16 protein-coding genes are annotated in these 17,041 nt (G+C 50.5%); 10 read left to right on the top strand and 6 right to left on the bottom strand.

From position 1 onward, the window contains the following. Positions 1-20: 20 nt before the first annotated feature. Positions 21-950 (bottom strand): EamA family transporter RarD, encoded by a 930-nt coding sequence (gene rarD, locus B5D23_RS08090; protein WP_078684905.1) that lies wholly within the window; start codon positions 948-950, stop codon positions 21-23. 432 nt (positions 951-1,382) lie between these two features. On the opposite strand from rarD, the gene B5D23_RS08085 reads away from it, so the two are divergent. After that, positions 1,383-3,011: a BCCT family transporter gene (locus tag B5D23_RS08085; RefSeq protein ID WP_078684904.1), complete on the top strand. Its 1,629-nt coding sequence runs from the start codon at positions 1,383-1,385 to the stop codon at positions 3,009-3,011. A 62-nt stretch (positions 3,012-3,073) separates the two neighbouring features. Beyond that, positions 3,074-3,760, top strand: coding sequence for a S1 family peptidase (locus B5D23_RS08080; protein ID WP_078684903.1), 687 nt, complete (start codon positions 3,074-3,076; stop codon positions 3,758-3,760). A gap of 5 nt (positions 3,761-3,765) precedes the next feature. Here the strand turns inward: B5D23_RS08080 and B5D23_RS08075 are convergent, their stop codons facing one another. Beyond that, positions 3,766-4,404 carry a hypothetical protein gene (locus B5D23_RS08075; RefSeq protein WP_078684902.1) on the bottom strand — a complete coding sequence of 213 codons (639 nt, stop codon included), beginning with the start codon at positions 4,402-4,404 and terminating at the stop codon, positions 3,766-3,768. A 347-nt stretch (positions 4,405-4,751) separates the two neighbouring features. On the opposite strand from B5D23_RS08075, the gene B5D23_RS08070 reads away from it, so the two are divergent. Then, entirely contained in the window at positions 4,752-5,210 is a 459-nt protein-coding gene (locus B5D23_RS08070; RefSeq protein WP_078684901.1) for a LexA family protein, read from the top strand. Continuing rightward, positions 5,207-6,496, top strand: coding sequence for a Y-family DNA polymerase (locus tag B5D23_RS08065; RefSeq protein ID WP_234985075.1), 1,290 nt, complete (start codon positions 5,207-5,209; stop codon positions 6,494-6,496). The genes B5D23_RS08070 and B5D23_RS08065 overlap by 4 nt, the downstream gene beginning before the upstream one ends. Here B5D23_RS08065 and B5D23_RS08060 read toward each other — a convergent pair. Continuing rightward, on the bottom strand, positions 6,489-6,710 hold the full coding sequence (locus B5D23_RS08060) for a DUF3955 domain-containing protein (protein ID WP_078684900.1): 222 nt from the start codon (positions 6,708-6,710) through the stop codon (positions 6,489-6,491). The genes B5D23_RS08065 and B5D23_RS08060 overlap by 8 nt on opposite strands. Before the next feature lie 148 nt (positions 6,711-6,858). Between B5D23_RS08060 and B5D23_RS08055 the strand changes: the two genes are divergently transcribed. The 3 genes from B5D23_RS08055 (at position 6,859) to B5D23_RS08045 (ending at position 8,847) form a co-directional block, all read left to right on the top strand. Beyond that, positions 6,859-7,191 (top strand): ArsR/SmtB family transcription factor, encoded by a 333-nt coding sequence (locus tag B5D23_RS08055; RefSeq protein WP_078684899.1) that lies wholly within the window; start codon positions 6,859-6,861, stop codon positions 7,189-7,191. Positions 7,192-7,318: 127 nt separating this feature from the next. Further along, on the top strand, positions 7,319-8,407 hold the full coding sequence (gene arsB / locus B5D23_RS08050; RefSeq protein ID WP_078684898.1) for an ACR3 family arsenite efflux transporter: 1,089 nt from the start codon (positions 7,319-7,321) through the stop codon (positions 8,405-8,407). Positions 8,408-8,415: 8 nt separating this feature from the next. Further along, a complete protein-coding gene (locus B5D23_RS08045) occupies positions 8,416-8,847 on the top strand; it encodes an arsenate reductase ArsC (RefSeq protein WP_078684897.1) in 432 nt (143 codons plus the stop codon). Positions 8,848-8,986: 139 nt separating this feature from the next. Here B5D23_RS08045 and B5D23_RS08040 read toward each other — a convergent pair whose 3' ends face one another. The 3 genes from B5D23_RS08040 to B5D23_RS08030 all read right to left on the bottom strand — a co-directional run bounded on the left by B5D23_RS08040 (position 8,987) and on the right by B5D23_RS08030 (position 11,437). Next, on the bottom strand, positions 8,987-9,841 hold the full coding sequence (locus tag B5D23_RS08040; protein WP_078684896.1) for a choline utilization transcriptional activator: 855 nt from the start codon (positions 9,839-9,841) through the stop codon (positions 8,987-8,989). Between the two features lie 248 nt (positions 9,842-10,089). Beyond that, a complete protein-coding gene (locus B5D23_RS08035; RefSeq protein WP_078684895.1) occupies positions 10,090-10,356 on the bottom strand; it encodes a hypothetical protein in 267 nt (88 codons plus the stop codon). Between the two features lies 1 nt (position 10,357). Then, positions 10,358-11,437, bottom strand: a complete 1,080-nt coding sequence (locus B5D23_RS08030) for a hypothetical protein (RefSeq protein WP_078684894.1) — start codon at positions 11,435-11,437, stop codon at positions 10,358-10,360. Positions 11,438-12,268: 831 nt separating this feature from the next. On the opposite strand from B5D23_RS08030, the gene B5D23_RS15340 reads away from it, so the two are divergent. Genes B5D23_RS15340 through cutC form a run of 3 tightly spaced genes read left to right on the top strand, consistent with a single transcriptional unit; the run spans position 12,269 to position 17,018 of the window. Further along, the gene (locus B5D23_RS15340) at positions 12,269-12,886 is read left to right on the top strand and encodes a BMC-T shell protein (protein ID WP_078684893.1); all 618 of its coding nucleotides are present in this window, start codon (positions 12,269-12,271) and stop codon (positions 12,884-12,886) included. Between the two features lie 48 nt (positions 12,887-12,934). Next, on the top strand, positions 12,935-14,440 hold the full coding sequence (locus B5D23_RS08020) for an aldehyde dehydrogenase family protein (RefSeq protein WP_078684892.1): 1,506 nt from the start codon (positions 12,935-12,937) through the stop codon (positions 14,438-14,440). A 34-nt stretch (positions 14,441-14,474) separates the two neighbouring features. Continuing rightward, complete coding sequence (gene cutC / locus B5D23_RS08015; protein WP_078684891.1) at positions 14,475-17,018, top strand: choline trimethylamine-lyase; 2,544 nt, start codon at positions 14,475-14,477, stop codon at positions 17,016-17,018. Positions 17,019-17,041 lie beyond the last annotated feature (23 nt).

Below are 17,041 nucleotides of genomic sequence, written 5' to 3'. Positions count from 1 at the left end.
GAAGGGGCCTTTTTTGTGTGCTATGCGTGTGCCTGACCGGCGTGGTGGGCGTTTTTCTCAAAGCGCCGTCGTTGCCGCAGGTTTTCGAGTGTATAGATGACAATGCCGGTCCAGATGAGGGCAAATGTACATGCCGACTCCGTGGAAAGAGGCTCGCTGTAGAGGACGACACCAAAAAGGAGCGTGAGGGTTGGTGTCAGATACTGCATGATGCCGACGGAGGTCATTTTGACGCGTGGAGCGCCGTAGGCAAAGAACAGAACCGGCAGGCCTGTTGCTATGCCAGAACCCAGCAGAAAGAGCAGGGTGCTTCCCTCTGCGCCATCAAAAAGCATATGCCCGGTGCCCTTGCGGTACATGAGGTAGCCTATGGCGAGAGGTAAAATTGTTGCAGTCTCAATAAAGAGGCTCGGCAATGGCTTGGCTTTGACTCCTCGGCGAAACAGTCCGTACAGGGCAAACGGTGCGCCAATGGCAAGAGGAAGCCACGGGACTTCTCCCAGTGTCACAATGCTGTTGCTGATGGCAACGCAAAGAAGCATGACGGCAATGCACTGCGGCCATGAGAGCTTTTCTCGGAGAACAACCCGGCCCAAAAGAATCGTCATAAGCGGCGACATGTATTCGCCAAGACTTCCTTCCAGAACTCGTCCGGATTCTACAGAGTAATAAAAGAAGAGCCAGTTCAGGGCAATCATGATGCCAGAAATGGCGATGCGGGCAGTGGTGCGCCTGTCTTCAAGAATTTCTGAAATTTCATGCAGGCGGCCCTGAATCGCTAACGTCACAAAAACAAAAACTTCTAGCCAGATCGCGCGATGGGAAAGAACTGTAAACATATCAAGGTCTTTCAACCAGTTCCAGTACGCGGTCAAACAGCCCCAAAGGGTGAAGGCCATAAGCGTTGCAAGAAAGCCAAGGGAGGATGGCTGTGCATTGGTGTTTTTCATGTCGCAGGTCTCCTGAATTACAGGATAAAACTCCTAGGATATTTCTCGGTGTACGCTCTACCCGAGAGGCCTGCGAAACTATGCCTTTTTTTTTGAAAGTAAAGTGGTTTTTTGATGTGAATATTTATACATGAGAAATTCTGTAGTCTTTTCCTTTTATAATACAAAAAAATACTGTTTTTGAATTTACGATATTGAAAAAATAAGCAGGGGAATCAAATAATAGTTAATGAATTGAAATGGTTACGGTATGATTTTGTTGGTTGCTTTAGTGCTTGTGAAATTGTGAAGAAAACGTTTTTACTCTTCCTTGATCAACTCAAAAAATGCTGCTACTGTGCCAAACTTTGAAATTTTAACGTGCCGACTGTGGCCATTGCAGGCAGCAATGACCCACCATTGTAAAGACGTCGGCAGAACACTGGAGGCGTTTTGTTTGAGAAGGAAGCTTCACCATCAGTCAATAAAGATAGCTGGAAGGCTTTTACAGTAAACCCCGTAGTATTTTTCACATCTGCTACAATAATTATCCTCTTTGTTACATTCAGCATCAGTTTTCATAAATCTCTTGGAGACTGGTTCGGAACTCTTCAATCAAACATCGCCAATTATGGTGGCTGGTTCTTCATCTGGACCATGAACATTGCCCTGATTTTTTCCCTGGTCATGCTCTTTGGTCGTTTTGGTGACGTTCGTCTTGGTGGAGACGACGCAGAACCGGAGTTTTCCACCCCCGCGTGGTTTGCCATGCTGTTTAGTGCTGGCATGGGTATTGGTCTGCTTTTTTACGGTGTGGCAGAACCAATGTTCCACTACATGGCATCGCCATTTGCAAAGCCTGAAACTCCAGAGGCTGCGCGGCTTGCTATGGACCTGACTTTTTTGCACTGGGGTTTTCACCCGTGGGCGCTGTATACGGTCGTTGGACTGTGTCTGGCCTTCTTTTCTTTTAACAAGGGCTACCCGCTGACCATTCGTACCGTCCTGGTGCCGCTGATTGGTGACCGCGTGAATGGGCCTTTGGGCTATGCCGTCGACATTATGGCGACCGTCGCAACGCTTTTTGGTGTCGCTACGTCTTTGGGACTTGGTGTCCAGCAGGTGAACGCAGGGCTGCATCACGTGTTTGGCGTCCCACAGACCAACCTTGTTCAGCTTTTGCTGATTGTTGTCATTACCGGAATAGCCACAACCTCGGTCATGAAAGGGCTTGATGCCGGAATTCGTCGGCTTTCAGAGATCAATATGATTATTGCTCTCCTGCTGATGTTTTTTGTGCTCGCCGTTGGACCGACGCTGTTCATCCTGAATGGACTTATCGAAAATGTGGGCTTTTACATTCAGAAGCTTCCGCAGCTTTCCACCTGGGCTGAAACCTATGAAAATACGTCATGGCAGAATGGCTGGACTGTGTTTTACTGGGGCTGGTGGATTGCATGGTCGCCATTTGTGGGCATGTTCATTGCCCGGGTTTCAAAAGGGCGAACCATTCGCCAGTTCGTACTCGGCGTTATGCTGATTCCGTCTTTTGTGACTTTTGTCTGGATTACGGTTTTTGGAAACAGTGCGCTGTATATTGATATGTTTGGAAGCGGAGGCATTGGGCAGGCTGTGCAGGACAACATCCCTGTGTCGCTGTTCGTGCTGCTGGAAAAGTTCCCCCTTTCGGACATCACGTGTGTTCTTGGTATTTGTGTTGTTGTCACCTTTTTTGTGACGTCTTCTGATTCAGGGTCTATGGTCATTGATATTATCACTGCCGATGGCAATCCTGACCCGCCGCCGCTCCAGAGACTGTTCTGGGCTGTGTCCGAAGGTGTTGTTGCTGCTGCGCTGCTTATGGGCGGTGGACTGGTGGCTTTGCAGACTGCGGCGATTACCACTGGTTTGCCGTTCGCGATTGTCATTTTGCTCATGTGCGTGAGCCTGTACAAAGGCCTGTCAGAGTATGTTGGCCCCCAGCGTTTTCGGATTGAACAGCGTTCGCGTAAGCGGGTTCTGCTGAAAACAAAGGCCAGCCCCAAGACAATTGCCCGTTTGACCAAAAGTAAAATGGGCTAGCAGTCCTGCGCAGGAAAGACGGGCTGAAATGTTTTTCCTGTGACAAACAGAAAGGAGTGTGCATGTATACACACGCAACACATAAATATCAGCATGCCTGCATGATGCTCATGCGTCGGCATGGGGGCGAGGGTGCAATTTTTTTGGGCACGGCATTTGTGTGCCACAGCAAGGGCTACCTGCTGACCGTCAGGCACCTGTATGGTGAGAATCCAGAAGATTTGTTTGTGGTCTCTTCACGGTCCACAGATGATTTTCAGCCCATTGTTCGGGATCAGGTCACGTCCTGCCCCGTGCGGGTTGTTGCCGAGGACGCAGGAAGTGACCTGGCGCTTTTGCAGTTTGACCCTGCCGCCCATTTTGATACTCCAGATCATTTGCTTGGAAACAGTGAGCAGCTTCCGCTTGGCGCAAGTGTGCTGGGACTTGGTTTTCCTTTTGGAAACCAGCAGCTGCACAACCTTGCGACGGTTTCGTCGATTGTTGCTTCAAAAGTGACAATGCCCGGTGGCTACAATGAGATTCTCATTGATTCACGAGTTCACATGGGAGATCGGGGAGGACCGCTGGTCTCTGTTGACGATGCCCGCATCGTGGGAATCATCTGGGGGCGTTTTTGCCCCATGAGAGACGGGTCTGGAATCCGTGCCGCGTACTGCGAAGGCGCAATGGATACCAATATTTCTGCGGTTGTTCCTATTGAGTATGGTATCTCACTTATGGAGCAGTGCGGACTCGAAGTCTCATAAGACGTCTATGATTCGCCATTTGGCCCCTGCGGGATATCCTGCGGGGGCTTTTTTTTGTCGAGGAATATGGCAATGGCAAAGCTGACGCATGCGGTCAAAGCCTGAAGGGCAAAGGAATGGAACTGTTCCATTTCTGCAAAGTCCATTGGCCGTGGCGGGTAGGGATGGATAAAGCTGTGTGCGGCGTTGGCGAGAAGAATCAGGGCAAAGGCTCCAAGCACGAGACGGCGGTTGCGTGGGGCGAGTTCATGGAGGAGACAGCAGGTCCCTAGGGCGTGGAGTATGGCAGAAAGCAGGCGCCAGAGTGGGAGATGCGAAAAGACGAGCCAGATGGGGAGAGAGAGAATAAGTCCGAGGACAAGGGCGAGAGGAACAAAGAAGACCCAGCGAAGCCAATCCCGTACACAGCCGAAGCGCAGGGTGGTGCGGTTAAAGGAGTGGGCATAGAGCGAGGCAATGGGGATGCCCGCGAAGAGCAAAACAAATGCGGAGATAATGCGAATCCAGACCGCATAGTCTTTGAGGAAATAGAACCAGATGTCTGCGAGAACACAAACTGCGGAAATGGATGCCAGAAGAAGGAGTGTGTTCCTAAAAAATCCATTGCCGCGGGCAAGAGGACATTGTGGAAGGTGGCGAAGCATAGTGTCTCCTTCGCAAAGCTCAAGAGGTTTTGACGCATTTCTTCCTGAAAATATCACATGCTGCAGCTTTTTCCATAGTGCTTTTTCTGGGTGCTGGGATATTTTTGTTCGTTTTGACCGGACATTTTGTTATATTTTACTGTACGATTTTTTGAAAAAAGGAATAGCATTTTTTCCAAGAACTTAAAGGAAAAGCTCCTTCTTTTGCGTAATGCTCTGTGACGAAAAGGGACAGTGTTCACAGTGAGATGGAGATGAAGCCCGTAGCTTAGGGATGTGTGTTGTTCCACTGGACGGCTTGTGGTAGCTTGTGCCGGACTTTTGGTCGGCCGGGGAGGTGCCAGACAATGAGAAACAGAAAATTTTCAGATGCGCCAGTTGTTCTGGGGCCGTGTGCAGTTCCGAATGAATCCGTGGGGGCGCAGATTCCCCTGTATCTGTCGCGCATCTCAGCTGGTTTTCCTTCACCAGCAGACGATTATATTGAAACGGCGCTTGACCTGAACGAGTATCTGGTCGCAAATCCTGCCGCAACCTTTATGGTGCGGGTGAGTGGGGATTCTATGCTTGGCGCTGGCATTTGTGACGGTGACGTGCTGATCGTGGACCGTTCCTGTGAGGCCGTGCATGGTCGCATTGTGGTTGCTGTGCTTGATGGGGAGCTGACGGTAAAGCGTTTGCTGCACAAGGACGGAGCCTTTGTGCTCCAGCCAGAGAATTCTGCGTATTCGGAAATACGGGTGGCAGAGGAACAGGAGTTTTGTGTTTGGGGCGTGGTGCGCGGTGTTGTTCGGAGAATGCTGTGAGTGCAGATCGGTTGCCATATATCGCAATGGTCGACTGCAATAATTTTTATGTCTCGTGCGAACGGGTTTTCCAGCCTGTGCTCGAAGGGCTACCCGTTGTGGTGCTCTCCAATAACGACGGCTGTATTATTTCGCGTTCCAATGAGGCCAAGGCTCTTGGGATTCCCATGGGTGCCCCTGCCCATAAGCTCCAGCATTTTTTTGCGGCGCATGGCGTACGGGTTTTTTCGTCGAATTATGCGCTGTATGGCGATATGTCGGCACGGGTTCAGGACATTCTGTCTCGTTTTTCTCCCCGTCTGGAAGCGTACTCTATTGATGAGTGCTTTTTGGATATTGGCGAGCTGAGCCTCGAGCGGGCACATGCCCTTGCGCAGGAGATGCGAAAAACCGTGGGGCAGTGGACTGGAATCCCCGTCTGCGTCGGCATTGCCAGAACCAAAACTCTGGCCAAGATTGCCAACCGGGTTGCCAAAAAGACACCAGAGAAAAACGGCGTATGTGTTTTGGAGAGTCCGGCAGAAATAACGACGACGCTCCAGAGTATCGATATTGGCGATGTCTGGGGCATTGGGCGGCGCAGTGCGGATAAGTTGCGGGCGCGTTCGGTTCGGACGGCGTATGACCTCACCCGTCGTACACAGGACTGGGTCAGAGACATGCTGACCGTCTGTGGACTGCGGACTATGCTGGAACTTCGGGGGATTCCGTGTATTGAGCTGGAGCAGGTGGCTCCGCCTGCACAAAGTGTGAGCTGTTCCCGGTCGTTTGGGCAGCGGGTTACATCCCTGGAGGCACTGGAAGAAGCGATAACAAGCTATGTGCAGCGGGCAGGGGAGAAGCTGCGGCGAAAGGGGCTGGTCGCCCAAGTGGTTCAGCTTGTTATTCAGACAAACCGTTTTGCAGACGACCCTCAGTATTTTGGAAAAGGGCAGGCTGCGCTTCCCACGCCAAGCGCGTTTACCCCCGATATTTTGACTGCGGCCTTGCAGATCTTGCGCAAAATCTATCGCCCCGGATTTCTGTATCAAAAAGCCGGAGTTGTTCTTTTGGAACTCTGTCCCGAAAATCAGCGACAATGCACGTTTTCAGATTTTTTGCATAACGATGAGCGCAAAGAACAAAAACGGCTTATGCAGGCTATGGATGCGGCTAATCAGCGCTTTGGACGTGGAAGCCTTCAGTTCGCCAGCGCAGGGCTTGGCGCCAAGGACTGGCATATGCGCCAGCAGCAGCTTTCAAAGAAGTTTACGACATCATGGGCAGAGCTGCCCACGGCTAAATGATTTTTTTGGTGAAGAGGCGACGCAGGGCCGCTCCGGTAAGCGAGACAAGACTGAGCAGAAAAAAGAGCCAGCCAAGCGGAATGAATCCAAATGATTCGTGAAGTATTCCATTGTCATCTATGTACGATCCAGACAGTCTGTAGCTAAAAAGACAGACACACGCAGCAAGCAGTAAAAGTACTGATGCCCGTTTCGAAAAGAGTTTCTTAAGCACATGTCCTCCCACGACAGTGTTTCCGGTTCCTCCTCTACAAAAAGTCAGTGAGTTCGACAAGCCCTTGCAGCAAGGGAAAAAAATCGCCAAATTGTCACTTGACAGATCGCGCTTCTTGGTTATTTTGCCAAATACGCAAGGAGCACATATGACTCATACACAGAAAAATATCGAAGACCGCGCAAAAATATTTAAAGCTCTCGGGCATCCTACCCGTTTGCGTTTTGTGGATGCACTGAGCGAAGGCGAATTGTGCGTGTGCGAGCTACAGCCGCTTGTTGGCTCAGATATGTCAACGGTTTCCAAGCATCTTTCCGTACTCAAGGAAGCCGGAATTGTCGCTGATGAAAAACGTGGTAATTGCGTGTATTACTCGCTGCGCATTTCATGTCTGACTGATTTTATGGAATGCCTGAATGCAACGGTTTTGAATTCCCCGGCAGTGGCGTGTACACTGTCCAGTGGGGAATGCGCACGGTAAAAGTCAGGAGTGATGCTTTGCTCACTCCTTTTTATAGATATTCTATTTGGCGGTTTTGCCAAATAGCCAAACTTTGAAGGTGCAGAGCTTCTGCTGAACTGCACTGGAATGGATACATGGAGGAAACATGGCAACGCAAACACGGCGACTGTCGTTTTTGGATAGATATCTCACTCTGTGGATATTTCTGGCAATGCTGGTGGGCGTACTTACGGGGTATACATGGCCGCAGGTACAGGACCTGATACATGCCTCACAGGTTGGGGCCACGAATATTCCCATTGCCGTCGGGCTGATCCTGATGATGTATCCACCGCTTGCCAAGGTAAAGTATGAGCGGCTTGGACAGGTCTTCCGCAATGGGCGTATTCTTGCTCTGTCACTTGTGCAGAACTGGGTGATTGGCCCTGTGTTTATGTTTGTCCTCGCGGTGACCTTTCTGTCTGGATACCATGAGTACATGATTGGTCTCATCTTGATTGGGCTGGCTCGCTGTATTGCGATGGTCATTGTATGGAATGATCTTGCAGACGGTGACCGGGAATACTGCGCAGGGCTGGTGGCGTTTAACTCGATTTTTCAGGTCCTCTTTTTCTCTCTGTTTGCCTGGATATTTATCACCAAGCTTCCGGCGATGCTCGGTCTCTCTGGCGCCGTTGTAGACATTTCAATGGGGCAGATCGCAGAAAGCGTTTTTATTTACCTTGGGATTCCTTTTCTTGCGGGCTTCCTGTCTCGAGTCATTGGCCTTCGGCTCAAAGGGGAAGCATGGTACGAGAATGTCTTTTTGCCAAAGATTGCCCCTCTGACGCTGGTGTTCCTGCTGTTTACGATTCTCGTCATGTTTTCGCTCAAGGGCGAGTATATTGTACAGCTTCCGTTTGACGTCCTGCGCATTGCTGTGCCCCTGTGCATCTATTTTGTTGTGATGTTTTTGGTGTCGTTCTTCTTGTCCAAGAAGGCTGGGGCGGGGTACTCCAAGTCCGCAACCCTGAGTTTTACTGCGGCATCAAATAATTTTGAACTGGCGATTGCGGTCGCGATTGCCGTGTTTGGCATCAACTCTGGTGTAGCTTTTGCCGCGGTGATTGGGCCGCTGGTTGAGGTGCCAGTTTTGATTGGTTTGGTTAATGTGGCCCTGTGGTTGCGCAGACGATACTTTCATGACTCTGACGCCGAGGGAACCCGTTCTGTGAGCTGCTGCGAAAAAGGATAACGCTGGCTATGTCGAATGAAAAACTGAAAGTTCTGTTTTTGTGTACGGGGAATTCATGCCGAAGCCAGATGGCAGAAGGGTGGACCCGTGCCTTGAAAGGCAATGAGATTGACGTGTGGTCAGCAGGTATTGAAAAGCATGGACTTAACGGCACGGCTGTTCAGGTTATGGCTGAGTCCGGGGTTGATATCTCTGGGCATGAGTCAAAGCTTGTGAGTGAGCTGCCAAAGGTGCTGTTTGATGTCGTTGTGACGGTGTGCGGACATGCAAATGAAAATTGTCCATATTTCCCTGGTGCAGTGAAGCGGATACACGCTGGTTTTGATGACCCGCCCAGGCTGGCACAGGATGCTAAAACAGAAGAAGAGGCATTAGAGGCATACCGAAGAGTGCGTGATGAAATTCGCGCGTTCGTCGAAAAGATGCCAAAGAATTTGTAGCCACGGTGACGCGAAAAGATAAAGCGCAAGTTTCCTTTTGGAACCTTGCGCTTTTTTTGTGCACAAAAAAGGGCTACGCGCAGTGCGTAGCCCATGTCAGCGGCTCATGTTTTTGACGACGTGTTGTTTTAGAGAAAAGCTAGTTTCGAGCGGAAGCTTTTTCTCTGGAGACGCGCATCATGACTTCTGTAACAAACTGAGAGGTGTTTCGGGTTGTCCAGTAGTCTGTCACGTAGCGTTCATAAGAACTGTCGTGGAGAATGTAGTTGTTCTCCTGTGCCCAGTGCATGATTTTTTTGTACGTCTTCTCAATGTCGTCATGCGAACCAATATGATAGCAGGTTGCCATCATATGCCCTCCAAAGCTGGCCTGATTATCCAGAGCCAAGGGCTTGAGGGTCTTTTGCAGAATTCGTATCGGCTGTTCGGATTTCTCCAGACGTTTTTTGTATGAGGAGAAATTCAGAATGACCGGCCCTGTGATTTCGTTGTCCAGATCTTCAACATGCTTGGTAAAGTCAATGTTGATGATCGCAGCCATCAAGTCGCTTTCAAAGGTCTGGTTCTGGAAAAGATATTTACTCGGCTGCACGTATTTGATGGAAACTTCCTGAATGTTGTTTTCCATAACCATCTCAGCCTCAACGACCAGTTCATACCAGTCTTTGACGGAGTGGTGCTTGCGCCGAATCTTTTCCTGTTCCTGCTCCAGCTCTTCAATTTTTTTGAGGAATGAGTGCTGGATTGTCTTGTAGATGTTCGCGGTGTTGCCTTCGATGAACTTACGCATTTCATCGAGGGTAAAGCCCATCTGCTTGTAATACTTGATGACAGGTACAGCTAACAGGGACTCGTATGTGTAGTACCGGTACTGATTGTAGTCGTGCCGGTGAGAAGGAATAAGGTTTATTTCGTCGTAATAACGAAGCGCCTTTTTTGAAATGTTACAGATTTTACTCATGTCACCTATGAAATACCGTCCCTTATACTTCATAGAACGTCTCTCCTTCGTTGCTCCTTGGGGTATCCTACTCCCAAAGAAGTTTTTCTAAAAAGCTTTGTCGTTCCCCGTTTTTCTGTGCACCTCAGTAAGTTTCAGGCTGTAGCAGCTTGTACAATTTTTGTCTTGTAAAAAAGGCATCAAAAAATGAGCCATTATCCAGACACAGAACACCAGGAACAACGTCCTGTATAAAAAAGGGTGGAACCTTTCCGTGTTGGAAGGCTCCACCCAAAAAAGCGCTAGTCGGCGATGTATGTATTGATCGTGGCGGCGCCTTCTTCGTGTGCATGGAAGTACACGCGAAGTTCGTTGTTTTCATCGAGGTCGAAGCGGGATTCTTCGAGCAGGCCGTTTGCTTCTGCGGTCATCAGGGCATTCAGGATAGAATCCTTTTTGAAAGCTCTAAAGCTGCCGTACTCGGCGCGAAGAACTTCCATGATGTCCTGTACACAAGCTTCTTCAACTTTAGTGAAATGCTTCAGAATGGCGTAGTTCAGCGGTTTCATGCTAGGCATCCTTCTTTTTAAAGAGGTCAAGGGGATTCATAGCGATGGTGAAGATACCAACGACCATGACGAGTGCCGCAGCCCATGCGATGGGAGGCATGTTCCAGCCTTCCTGACCAAAGATCACACCAATGATGATCCAGCAGCAGAAGGGACCCCAGAAAGAGAAGGTGCCGTTGCAGGACATACCCAGTGCAGCACCGCACATGCCGTTACCCTTGTACCAGAACATAAAGGTAAGGTATGCGCTGAGGCCAGCCAGAACGAACCAGATCATGGCGTCGCCGTCACCAAAGGCTGTGCCGACCATTTCGACCGGGCTGAGGCCAGAGATGAGAGCAAAGACAGGCACCAGAATGAGCAGGTTGGAGAAACCTGCGGTGACCTGACGGATTGTGATGCCAATCTCGGGATCGATCATGGAAGTACCGTAACCACAAATGCAGCCTTCGATACCCCAGCAAAGAGCAGCAATGAAGCCGAAGAACAGACCAACCATGAGGTTAGCCGGTACGTCGTCGCCAAGACCGGTGCTGCCGATCATGAAGCTGGCGAGGAAGCAGATGCCAATACCGAGCATCATGCGAGCGTTCAGGTGCTGCTTGAAAAGGAAGTGGCCGATGATAGCGCCGATAGCAGGGCAAAGAGCTGCGATCGGAACAACCAGGGAGCCTGCCATCTGGAGGCCAACAACGTAAGCGGTACTAGCCAGAGGACCGCCGATAATTGCTGCAACAACCATCACGATACCGGGCTTGGTCTTGATGGTACGAATAAAGTCAGAAAAGCGACCACGAATGGTTGCAAAGCTTGTAGCCCACAGAGCACTACAAGTATCGGTGCATGCTGCACCAAGAGCACCGAGCAGGTACATAACAGCGAAAGCAGACAGCCCAGAGTTTTCGCCGTACCAGTTAGCCCATACACCCTTGGACATGCCAAGAGTCATGAATGCGGTGTAAAAGCCATACAGCAGACCAGACAGGAGTGCTGTAAGAATGCCCTTCGTTTTAAAGTCAGCGGCCAGTTTTTTCTTCGCGGCAATTGCTGCCGGATTAAGAGCGCCTACTGCTTGCCCCATGTTTATCTCCTTTTGAATGTCGTTTCCTCAGAGTCCATCCTCTCTAAACACAAGCTCACGCTCCATCAGCGTGGGCGGAGTACTCCTATGATTGTGCTAATGCTTCCCGTAGGGGGAAGGTCAACAGAATATTGTGTATTCGGTAAAAAGAATGGCTTTTGGATGTCGGCATCATTGGAAATCTGGGTCTTTTTGACCCGTTTCATAACCTGAACCCTGTGGGAAGGCTGTGAAAAAAGTACAATAATTTAAGGGAACTATGAAGCTTGTGAATCAAAATCGTAAAGGTTCCACTCGAGGGTATTCCTTAACTCGGATATTTTTTCTTGGCTAGTAAAAAGGTATGAGTATATACGGCTGTATTTGTTTACGAAAATAAAATCAAAGGGTTACATAATTTGATTGATTAAACAGTCAAATAACTCGATAGGCGAACCGAATCTTTGCCAGAGCATCCCTCCGGAAGTGGAAGGGTAGGGTTTTGTGATTATTTACGCGAGTTCAAAAAAGCTTGCGTGCCATTTCCCTGTAAGCTTCCCCCTAGCGTGTATTTTCTCCTGCCCCTGTAAAAGGATCAAACCGTAGTTCTTAGAAGGACAACTATGGGGTAAACGTAGACCTTTTTTATCATAACTATCTGAAAATTAAGATTATATTGGATAAATTGTGGAGAAATCCAGAAACTGCATTGACTTTCCCCTAAGGGGGAAGGGGTAGAGTAAATTTCGGTGCAGGCAGGTCTTCCTTATAAGGTCCGTTCTGCACCAGGAGGCGATGCTTTTTTTAGTAATCTATTGAGGACTGATTGAACCGCGTAGTTGAGGAGACTGCATGAGGTATTACGGCGAAGAGGCCCTCGGCCTTATCGAAACTCTTGGAATGGTTCCGGCTATTGGTGGCACGGATAGCATGCTCAAAGCTGCAAACGTGCAACTGACATCGTACGAAAACATCGGCTCAACCCTGGTTGCCGTCATGGTGAAAGGTGATGTGGCCGCTGTGAAGGCTGCGGTGGAAGCTGGTGCTGCTGCCGCTTCCGAACTTGGCAAGCTGACAGCCCAAAACGTTATGCCCCGGCCCATTCGCGGCGTTGGAGACATTGTCTCAGTTCACGCAGTGGACGACGAAGCTGGCAAGGCACAGGCTGCACCTGACCGCCGAGCTATCGGCCTTATTGAAACCTTTGGCATTGTATTTGTTCTGGAAGCTGCGGACGCCATGATGAAAGCTGCTGATGTTGAACTCATCGGCTATGAAAACGTCGCCTCGGGATACATTTCCGTACTGGTACAGGGTGATGTTTCGGCTTGTCAGTCCGCAGTAGAAGCTGGCGTCAGGGCCGTAGAGAATATGGACGCTGAAGTTTACAGCTCCTTGGTTATTCCTACTCCCCACCCAGACCTGGCCAAGATCACAGAGCGGTACGCCCTGGAAAATCTGCTCCCATAGCCGCGCCTTGTGTGCACTTGGGACATTAAGGAGAGGGAAAAAGGGTAAATGATGATAGTTGATAACGATTTACTCTCCATTCAGCAGGCACGAATCCTGGCGGAGAACGCATTTCAGGCCCAGAAAAAGCTGGCGACATTTCCTCAGGAGAAGCTGGACGAGATCGTCAAAGGCGTAGCCGAGGCAGTTGCTGAGCATCTGCAGGGACTTGCCGTCCTTTCTCATGATGAAACTGATTATGGGAGATGGGAAGACAAGTACGTCAAGAATCAGTTTGTGTGCTCCAATACCCGCAGACACCTCTGGGGTATGCGCTGTGTCGGCGTCATTGCCGAAGACAGCAAGAAGCAGATCACGGACATTGGTGTGCCTATGGGTGTCATTGCTGCGCTTTGCCCAGTGACCAGCCCTGTGTCCACCACGATTCACAATACGCTGATTGCGATTAAATCTGGCAACGCCATCATCTTTTCTCCCCATCCGCGCGCAGAAAAAAGTATGAGCAAGGTCCTCGACATTATGATCGAGGCCGCAACCGAAAAAGGTCTGCCAGAAGGCTGTCTGGCATATCTGAAGCCCATTTCCAAAAGTGGTGCCCGCGAGCTTATGAACCACCAGAATACATCGCTCATTTTGATGTCTGGTGTTCCCGGCATGCTGCCAGAAGCCAAGGCTTCCGGAAAGCCTGTCATCTATGGCGGCACAGGAAATGGTCCTGCGTTCATCGAACGTACGGCAGACATTGATCAGGCTGTAAAGGATATTATAGCGAGCAAGACCTTTGATTATGGTGTTGCACCCTCCGCAGAGCAGTCTGTGGTGGTAGATGCATGCATTTCGCCAGAAGTGAAGCGGGCCTTCCAGAAGCATGGAGCATACTTCATGTCCGAAGAAGACTCCCTGCGTTTGGCAGAGATGTTCTTTACTCCCGACGGTCGCCGTCGTGCCGGAATGGTTGGTGTGAGCGCAGAGCGCCTTGCACGCCGTGCCGGTATTCGCGTTCCCGTAGGCGTAAAGCTTTTGGTTGCAGATCGCAGATATGTTTCTGAGTCTGATCCGTATTCTCGCGAACTTCTTGCACCTGTCCTTGCTTATTACGAAGAGGATGACTGGATGCACGCCTGTGAAAAGTGCATCGAGCTTCTCCTGCATGAGAGAAATGCACATACTCTGGTGATCCACTCCAGAGATGAAGACGTAATCCGCCAGTTTGCCCTCAAGAAACCTGTGGGCAGGCTGCTGGTCAATACCCCGGCCACCTTTGGCGGCATGGGGGCCACCACGAATCTTTTCCCATCCATGACGCTTGGAAGTGGTTCTGCCGGTAGCGGCATTACCGCAGACAACGTTTCTCCAATGAACCTTATCTACACCAGAAAGGTTGGCTACGGAGTCCGGACAATGGAGACTCTTGGTGGTGCAAATACGATTGAAAAACCCTGCCCCGAAAGCTGTTTTGGTGCGGAAAGCAGTCACCCCCTTAGCGCAGAAACATTGCAGCAGATTTTGACAGAGGCGATCGAAGTCATCAACGCCGCATCTGCCAAGAAGTAGTGATTGCCATTACTTGTTACATGGAGGAAGCAGAATGGATCTGAACGTTTTTTCCGAAAAGCTCGCTGAAGCGACCAAGAATCTGACCGCTTCGGAAAGAGATTCCCTGAAGAAAATTTTTGAGGGTGTCTCTGCCGAGATTCTCAAAGATAACCCGATTAGCAACCTTGGCGCACCTGCACCGCTGGGAACCACCATTCCTGATGGTCCGACAGAGAGACACGTCAAGCTGAAAGCAAACTTCCTGAAGCATGTGCCGAGCATCACTACTCACCGTGCACGCGCTATCACCAAGATCGCTAAGGAAAATCCTGGCATGCCCAAGATTCTCCTGCGCGCAAAGAGCTTCCGCTACTGCTGCGAGACCGCTCCCTTGGTCATTCAGGACAACGAACTGATCGTTGGTGCTCCTAACGGCGCTCCGCGTGCTGGTGCATTCTCTCCGGATATTGCATGGCGTTGGATGGAAGACGAGATTGACACCATCTCCACCCGTGCTCAGGACCCATTCTACATTTCTGACGAAGACAAGCGCGTCATGCGCGAAGAGCTGTTCCCTTACTGGAAGGACAAGTCTGTCGATGAGTACTGCGAAAGCCAGTACCGCGAAGCAGGCCTGTGGGAACTGTCTGGCGAATCATTCGTTTCTGACTGCTCTTACCACGCTGTAAACGGTGGTGGTGACTCCAACCCCGGTTACGACGTCATCCTGATGAAGAAGGGCATGATCGACATCCAGAACGAAGCCAAGGCTCACCTTGACGATCTGGACTACGGCAACCCTGAAGATCTGGACAAGATTTACTTCTACGAGTCCATCATCGACACCACCGAAGGTGTGATGATCTACGCAAAGCGCATTTCCCAGTACGCAGCAGACCTCGCTGCCAAGGAAAGCGATCCTCGCCGCAAGGCTGAGCTGCTGAAAATCTCCGAAGTGAACGCACGCGTGCCTGCTCACCGTCCGAGCACTTTCTGGGAAGCAATTCAGGCTGTGTGGACCATCGAGTCTCTCCTCGTTGTCGAAGAGAACCAGACTGGTATGTCCATCGGTCGAGTTGACCAGTACATGTACGAGTTCTTCAAGGCTGACCTCGAAGCTGGCCGCATGAACGAGTACGAGGCATTTGACCTCGCTGGTTGTATGCTCATCAAGATGTCTGAAATGATGTGGATCACCAGCGAAGGCGGCTCCAAGTTCTTTGCTGGCTACCAGCCTTTCGTCAACATGTGCGTTGGTGGTGTGACCCGTGACGGTCGCGACGCAACCAACGACCTGACGTACCTGCTGATGGACGCTGTCCGTCACGTCCGCATCTACCAGCCTTCTCTGGCTACCCGTGTGCACAACAAGTCTCCTCTGAAGTACCTGAAGAAGATTGTTGACGTCATCCGTTCTGGCATGGGCTTCCCGGCCATTCACTTTGACGACACACACATCAAGATGATGCTCGCCAAGGGTGTCAGCATGGAAGACGCTCGCGACTACTGCCTGATGGGTTGCGTTGAGCCTCAGAAAGCTGGCCGTCTGTATCAGTGGACCTCCACTGCATACACCCAGTGGCCTATCTGCATCGAACTGGCCATGAACCACGGTGTACCGCTGTGGTACGGCAAGAAAGTTTGCCCGGATTCCGGCGAACTGTCTTCCTTCGATACCTACGAGAAGTTCGAAGCAGCCGTTAAGGACCAGATCAAATACATCACCAAGTGGACTGCTGTTGCTACGGTTATCTCCCAGCGCGTACACCGCGACCTGGCACCGAAGCCGCTCATGTCCCTCATGTACGAAGGTTGCATGGAGTCCGGTAAGGACGTTGCCGCTGGCGGCGCCATGTACAACTTCGGTCCCGGTGCAATCTGGAGTGGCCTGGCAACGTACGTTGACTCCATGGCTTCCATCAAGCGCCTCGTTTTTGACGAGAAGAAGTACACCCTGGAAGAGCTGAACACTGCTCTGAAGGCAAACTTCGAGGGATACCCGCAGGTGAAGGCTGATTGTCTCGCAGCACCGAAGTTCGGTAACGACGACGATTACGCTGACCTTATTGCTTCCGATCTCGTTCAGTTCACTGAAGACGAGCACCGCAAGTACAAGACCCTGTACTCCGTCCTGAGCCATGGCACTCTGTCCATCTCCAACAACACTCCGTTCGGTCAGCTCCTCGGTGCTTCCGCTAACGGTCGTGATGCATGGATGCCTCTCTCCGACGGTATCAGCCCCACTCAGGGCGCTGACTTCAAGGGCCCCACTGCGATCATCAAGTCTGTGTCCAAGATGTCTAACGACAACATGAACATCGGCATGGTGCACAACTTCAAAATCATGGCTGGTCTTCTGGATACTCCGGAAGGTGAAAACGGCATCATCACCCTTATCCGTACTGCGTGCATGCTCGGTAACGGTGAAATGCAGTTCAACTACCTTGATGACAAGACTCTGCTGGACGCTCAGGTCAATCCTGAGAAGTACCGCGACCTCGTTGTCCGCGTAGCTGGCTACAGTGCGTTCTTCGTAGAACTCTGCAAGGACGTACAGGACGAGATCATCAGCAGAACCATGCTGCATGAATTCTAATTGATTTGAAATGAAAGCCCTTC

The organism is Desulfobaculum bizertense DSM 18034, assembly GCF_900167065.1.
Lineage (GTDB): Bacteria > Desulfobacterota > Desulfovibrionia > Desulfovibrionales > Desulfovibrionaceae > Desulfobaculum > Desulfobaculum bizertense.
Note: the sequence above shows the minus strand (reverse complement) of the source record. Positions and strands in the feature narration are given on the sequence as shown.

What these genes read in the sequence shown, in the direction of transcription:
- B5D23_RS15340 (WP_078684893.1), top strand. Translation starts at nt 12,269, where the DNA reads ATGAGGTATTACGGCGAAGAGGCCCTCGGCCTTATCGAAACTCTTGGA.
- rarD (WP_078684905.1), bottom strand. Translation starts at nt 950, where the DNA reads ATGAAAAACACCAATGCACAGCCATCCTCCCTTGGCTTTCTTGCAACG.
- B5D23_RS08055 (WP_078684899.1), top strand. Translation starts at nt 6,859, where the DNA reads ATGACTCATACACAGAAAAATATCGAAGACCGCGCAAAAATATTTAAA.
- B5D23_RS08040 (WP_078684896.1), bottom strand. Translation starts at nt 9,841, where the DNA reads ATGAAGTATAAGGGACGGTATTTCATAGGTGACATGAGTAAAATCTGT.
- B5D23_RS08020 (WP_078684892.1), top strand. Translation starts at nt 12,935, where the DNA reads ATGATGATAGTTGATAACGATTTACTCTCCATTCAGCAGGCACGAATC.
- cutC (WP_078684891.1), top strand. Translation starts at nt 14,475, where the DNA reads ATGGATCTGAACGTTTTTTCCGAAAAGCTCGCTGAAGCGACCAAGAAT.
- B5D23_RS08070 (WP_078684901.1), top strand. Translation starts at nt 4,752, where the DNA reads ATGAGAAACAGAAAATTTTCAGATGCGCCAGTTGTTCTGGGGCCGTGT.
- B5D23_RS08080 (WP_078684903.1), top strand. Translation starts at nt 3,074, where the DNA reads ATGTATACACACGCAACACATAAATATCAGCATGCCTGCATGATGCTC.
- B5D23_RS08035 (WP_078684895.1), bottom strand. Translation starts at nt 10,356, where the DNA reads ATGAAACCGCTGAACTACGCCATTCTGAAGCATTTCACTAAAGTTGAA.
- B5D23_RS08075 (WP_078684902.1), bottom strand. Translation starts at nt 4,404, where the DNA reads ATGCTTCGCCACCTTCCACAATGTCCTCTTGCCCGCGGCAATGGATTT.
- arsB (WP_078684898.1), top strand. Translation starts at nt 7,319, where the DNA reads ATGGCAACGCAAACACGGCGACTGTCGTTTTTGGATAGATATCTCACT.
- B5D23_RS08030 (WP_078684894.1), bottom strand. Translation starts at nt 11,437, where the DNA reads ATGGGGCAAGCAGTAGGCGCTCTTAATCCGGCAGCAATTGCCGCGAAG.
- B5D23_RS08045 (WP_078684897.1), top strand. Translation starts at nt 8,416, where the DNA reads ATGTCGAATGAAAAACTGAAAGTTCTGTTTTTGTGTACGGGGAATTCA.